The organism is Embleya sp. NPDC001921 (genome assembly GCF_053594475.1).
In genome coordinates this window covers 1-4,240 of sequence record NZ_JBSFEO010000131.1, presented here as the reverse complement: position 1 = coordinate 4,240, position 4,240 = coordinate 1, and the positions used below count along the sequence as shown (strand labels likewise).

Here is a 4,240-nt window from a genome sequence, read left to right as displayed (position 1 = left end):
CGCCCGGGAGGCCCGCCTGCTGGCGCTGGCGCCCCCGCCGCCGCGGCCCGCGATCACCACCGACACGACGACCGGGGAGACGACCCGATGACGACCACGCATCTGCCTGCCGTGTACCGGCGGGCGATCCAGATCATCCGCATCAACGGCTGGCACCAGGGCGGGTTCGTGGACGTCAGCGCCCCTTACCCGTTCGTCGACTGCCCGGTGTGCGCGGCCGGCGCCATTCGCCTAGCCGTGACGGGGCACCCGATCCAGTCGCAGGGATCGGCGGTACTGGAGGACGCCGAGCAGTTCCTCGCCGATCACCTCGGACCGTCCCCGGCCGGGGCGGTCAGCCTGATCGCGACGTGGAACGACGACCCGGCGCGCACGGTTGACGAGGTCCTCGCCGCCCTGGAGTCGGCTGCTGTCGCGGCCGAGTCGGGCGGTGCCGCATGAAAGAGCCCCGATGCGCGCTGTGCGGGAAGGGCGTCTTCTCCGGCGCGATCTTGACCACGGTGGTCGACACGGCCGGCGCCCGCTCTCTGGCCTGCCGGGCATGGTGTGGCCCGACGCCCGCGCCGGTGATGTCCGTGGAGCGCCTGGAGCAGGTCCGCCGCGCGGCGTCCACCGACCTGGAGCGAGAGCTGCTGGCGGAGATCGACCTCGCGTTCCGCCTGGTCCGGCGCGCGGAGATGGACAAGTACGAGGCTGCTGGCCGCACGCCGGACTGGGTGCGGGAGACCACGCAGGTTCTGATCGAGCTGCGTGGTGGCCGGGTCCTGTCCGCCTCGGGCCAGGACTGGCAGGAGTGGTGGGCCAACGGCACGGTCGACACCGCGTTCGAGACGGAGATCGACGAGCCCTGCCACCTGACCTCCGGCGCCCCGTCCGGAATGTTCGACCTGAGCGGCGTGTACGCCGACCGGGACGGCTGCCGGTGGGCCCACCAGGGCGATTGGCAGTACGACGAGCCGCTGCTGTGGCGGGTCAACGAGCACGGTGAAGCGGTCGGCGAGGAGCCGGAGTTCCTGGGGGACGTCCTCTCGGAGCACGGCCCGCTGACTCGGCTGCCGCAGGACCCGCCCGTCGCCGAGGCCCCCGCGTGACCGCCTCGACTGCTGCCGCTGCCCTGCCCCCCAGGGCGGCGGCGGCCCCCGCGGCCTCGTGCGGCGACACCGGCGCGTACCTCGCCGACCCGGCCCTGGACTGCCCGGCATGCCCCGGGCCCCGCTACCCCGACGAGGGAGACGACGAGTGAGTACCTCGACCGACATGGTCACCCCGACCGGGCGCCTGCTTCTGCCGCCGTGGGCCGACCGAGACGTCTGGCTCGCCGCCCGGCGCGAGGGCGTCGGATCGTCCGATGTCCCCGGAATCCTCGGGGTCTCCGACTTCACCACACCGCTGCACGTCTACCACGACAAGGTTGGCGAGGTCGCCGACAACGCCGGCGACGCCGCCATGTGGGGCCTGCTCCTCGAGCAGACGATCGCGCAGGAGTGGGCACGGCGTTGCCGGTCCGTCGTCGAGCCCATCGGCATCGTCGCGCACGAGGGCCACCCCCACCACCGGGCCACCCTGGACCGTCGCATCACCGAGTGCCCGCTGCCGGAGACGCGTTGGCAGGTGTGCGCGCTGGAGATCAAGTGCCGCTCGGCGTTCAAGTCCGCGCGGTGGCACGACGGTCCGCCGGACGACGTCCTCGCCCAGGTCCTGTGGCAGATGCACGTCACCGGCTACGACCACATGCACTACGCGGTCCTGGTCGGCGGCAACGACTACCGGCAGGGCGTGATCCGCTCCGCCGACCACCGGCAGGTGACCGCCGACATCGTGACCGCGGTCGACCGGTTCTGGACGGAGCACGTGCTGGCCCGGGTGGCGCCCGCGCACTCGGGCGACCCGGAGCGCACCGTCGACCTGTACCGCCGGCTGCACCCGGACCGCGCAGGGGTGGTCGACCTCGATCGCGACCCGGACGCGCTCGGCGCGCTGCACGACTACGAGACCGCGCGGCTGGAGGAGAAGGCCGCCGGCAAGCGCAAGGCGGCCGCGCAGGCCGAGCTGCTGCGACTCCTGGGCCCGCACCGCACCGCCGCGCTCGGCGGCGAGCGGGCGTGGTCGATGGAGCCGACCAAGCGCGCGAACGCCGACCTCGCCCGCCTCGCCGAGGAGTGGCCCGACGCCTACACGGCGTGCGTCACCGACAAGCCCGGCGAGCGCATCGACATCGACAAGGCGTACCGCCTCAAGCCCACAAAGGAGGCGTGACCGTGGGTCTCGCCGAGAACGCCGCCGCCCTCGCGGGCCGCGCACCGGACACCGTCGCCACCGACGTCGAGCCGGAACACACCTACGAAGAGCCCGACTTGGGCGACCTGTCCGTGGATCCCGAGAAGCTGTCCGCCGTCCTCGCCTGGTCGCGCGTCATGGGCGACATCAGGTCGATCGGCAAGAGCGACGACTTCGACGGCAAGGGCGCTGGCAAGTTCAAGTTCCGGGGCATCGAGACGGCCCTGAACGCGTTCGGCCCGGTGTGCCGCAAGCACGGTGTTCTGGTCATTCAGCACCGCGTGGAGGCCACCTACAGGGACTTCAAGAGTTCGGGCAACACGAGCATGCGCGAGTGCACCGTGCTGGTGACCTTCCGTATCTACGGCCCGGACGGAAGCTTCCTCGAGTCGCAGGCCGCTGGTGAGGCGTCGGACGCGGGTGGGCGGTCGACGCCGAAGGCACAGTCAATTGCGCTCCGCACGCTGCTCATCAACAACGGGCTCGTCCCCACGCGAGATCGCGACGCGGACGCCGAGCACTTCGAACGGGGCGAGGCGCCTGCCCGCTCGGCCGAGTCCTACCGCGACGAGCAGCTCAACCCGAAGACCACGCCCGCGCGGCTGGACCAGATCCGCATGGAGTTGCGCAGCCTCAACATGCTGCACGCCCGGGTGATGAACGAGACCGGCGAGCAGGAGTCGCTGGACTCGATCGGCGGCCGGATGTACATGGACCGCACTGGTGGTGTCCAGTGACCGGGCCGGAGCACTACCACCGGGCCGAGGCGTTCCTGATGTGCGCGCGCGGCGTGGTCGAGGACCACCCGGACCGGGACCGACTCGTCGCCGAACTCACCGCCAGGGCACACGCGCACGCCACGATGGCGCTCGCCGCGGCCACCGCAGCCCTGATCACCACGGACCACGTGGACGAGGCCGCCCACGCCGAATGGCACGCAATGGGCGACCGGGAGCGCGTCAACCGCGAGAGGGCCGCCGCGCGCCGGGCGGAACTCGCCACCGAGGTCCCGTTCTGATGGCCGCCTCCCCGCGCACCCTGCCTGGCCGGGTCATCCCGGCCGGGCGGGGCCCCCGCACCCCGGCCCGCGTCCACCACGGCACCCACGTCATCACCACCGCCCGGCCGCCGCACCCGCGCGTGCTGGCCGAGCTGGACTACGTCGCCGACGACGCCAACTGGGGCCCCGACGACGAGCTGTACGCCGACCGCGGCTCCTGGGCCGCACGCCTGATCGGAGACGCGTCGTGACCACCCTGATCGTCCTGGCCGCCATCGCGGCCGGCGCCGTCACCATCTCCACCGTGTCGCTGCTGCTGTTCCTGCGCGACCACCGCCGCCGGCCCAAAGCCGACCAGAACGTGCCGGACCCGGCTTGGCTGGCCGCCTACCTGCGTTCGAACCCCGCGTTCGTCCAGGCCGTCAACCGCGAGGTCGACATGGCCGAGCACCGGGCGGCGATCGAGTCCTGGCGGTGGGACCGGTGATCACCGCCCTGTGGTTCCCGGCCGTCGTCGCCGCGGTCGCCGGCGTCCTGGTGATCCTCGGGATCTCCCTCGCCGGCGCCGGGATCGAGATCACCCGCTCACTCCGCCACCCCCACGGACAGCACCGGAGGACCCGATGATCCCTCCCGGCCTGCGACCGCAGACCCGACCCGAACCCGAACCCAGCCTCGAAAAGCGCACCGAGGACGCCGGCCAGGCGTACTACGAAGCGCTCCTCGGAGGCGAGTCCACCCCGCGCGTCGCCTGGCTGTACGGCGAGTGGCAGGCCCTGGTCGAGCGCCGCATCGCCCGCGCCGACAAAGCCGGAGGTGCCTCGTGAAGGCCACGACCACCGACCTGCGGTCCCTGACCCAGATCCGTTGGGAGACCCGCCTGGCCGCCGCCGGACTGCACGCCGTCTCCGCCGCCCAACGCGCGGTGGACGCGGCTCGGGTCGCCGAGATCCTGCACGCCGG

The 4,240-nt window shown here is 72.6% G+C and carries 10 protein-coding genes; all 10 read left to right on the top strand.

The genetic code is table 11. From position 1 onward, the window contains the following. Positions 1-87 precede the first annotated feature (87 nt). From ACWCPW_RS51630 to ACWCPW_RS51585, 10 genes are read left to right on the top strand one after another with little or no spacing between them, the layout of a single operon-like run. Positions 88-441 carry a DUF6197 family protein gene (locus ACWCPW_RS51630; protein WP_449768623.1) on the top strand — a complete coding sequence of 118 codons (354 nt, stop codon included), beginning with the start codon at positions 88-90 and terminating at the stop codon, positions 439-441. Then, the gene (locus ACWCPW_RS51625; RefSeq protein WP_449768622.1) at positions 438-1,091 is read left to right on the top strand and encodes a phiSA1p31-related protein; all 654 of its coding nucleotides are present in this window, start codon (positions 438-440) and stop codon (positions 1,089-1,091) included. Before ACWCPW_RS51630 ends, ACWCPW_RS51625 begins: the two co-directional genes overlap by 4 nt. Continuing rightward, positions 1,088-1,243 carry a hypothetical protein gene (locus ACWCPW_RS51620; protein ID WP_449768621.1) on the top strand — a complete coding sequence of 52 codons (156 nt, stop codon included), beginning with the start codon at positions 1,088-1,090 and terminating at the stop codon, positions 1,241-1,243. Before ACWCPW_RS51625 ends, ACWCPW_RS51620 begins: the two co-directional genes overlap by 4 nt. Continuing rightward, positions 1,240-2,256, top strand: a complete 1,017-nt coding sequence (locus tag ACWCPW_RS51615) for a YqaJ viral recombinase family nuclease (RefSeq protein ID WP_449768620.1) — start codon at positions 1,240-1,242, stop codon at positions 2,254-2,256. Before ACWCPW_RS51620 ends, ACWCPW_RS51615 begins: the two co-directional genes overlap by 4 nt. Further along, the gene (locus ACWCPW_RS51610) at positions 2,253-3,014 is read left to right on the top strand and encodes an ERF family protein (protein ID WP_449768619.1); all 762 of its coding nucleotides are present in this window, start codon (positions 2,253-2,255) and stop codon (positions 3,012-3,014) included. Before ACWCPW_RS51615 ends, ACWCPW_RS51610 begins: the two co-directional genes overlap by 4 nt. Then, entirely contained in the window at positions 3,011-3,295 is a 285-nt protein-coding gene (locus tag ACWCPW_RS51605) for a hypothetical protein (RefSeq protein ID WP_449768618.1), read from the top strand. Before ACWCPW_RS51610 ends, ACWCPW_RS51605 begins: the two co-directional genes overlap by 4 nt. Continuing rightward, entirely contained in the window at positions 3,295-3,528 is a 234-nt protein-coding gene (locus tag ACWCPW_RS51600; protein ID WP_449768617.1) for a hypothetical protein, read from the top strand. The genes ACWCPW_RS51605 and ACWCPW_RS51600 overlap by 1 nt, the downstream gene beginning before the upstream one ends. Continuing rightward, a complete protein-coding gene (locus ACWCPW_RS51595) occupies positions 3,525-3,764 on the top strand; it encodes a hypothetical protein (protein ID WP_449768589.1) in 240 nt (79 codons plus the stop codon). The genes ACWCPW_RS51600 and ACWCPW_RS51595 overlap by 4 nt, the downstream gene beginning before the upstream one ends. Continuing rightward, on the top strand, positions 3,761-3,904 hold the full coding sequence (locus ACWCPW_RS51590; RefSeq protein WP_449768588.1) for a hypothetical protein: 144 nt from the start codon (positions 3,761-3,763) through the stop codon (positions 3,902-3,904). The genes ACWCPW_RS51595 and ACWCPW_RS51590 overlap by 4 nt, the downstream gene beginning before the upstream one ends. After that, complete coding sequence (locus ACWCPW_RS51585; RefSeq protein ID WP_449768616.1) at positions 3,901-4,104, top strand: hypothetical protein; 204 nt, start codon at positions 3,901-3,903, stop codon at positions 4,102-4,104. The genes ACWCPW_RS51590 and ACWCPW_RS51585 overlap by 4 nt, the downstream gene beginning before the upstream one ends. Positions 4,105-4,240: the final 136 nt, after the last annotated feature.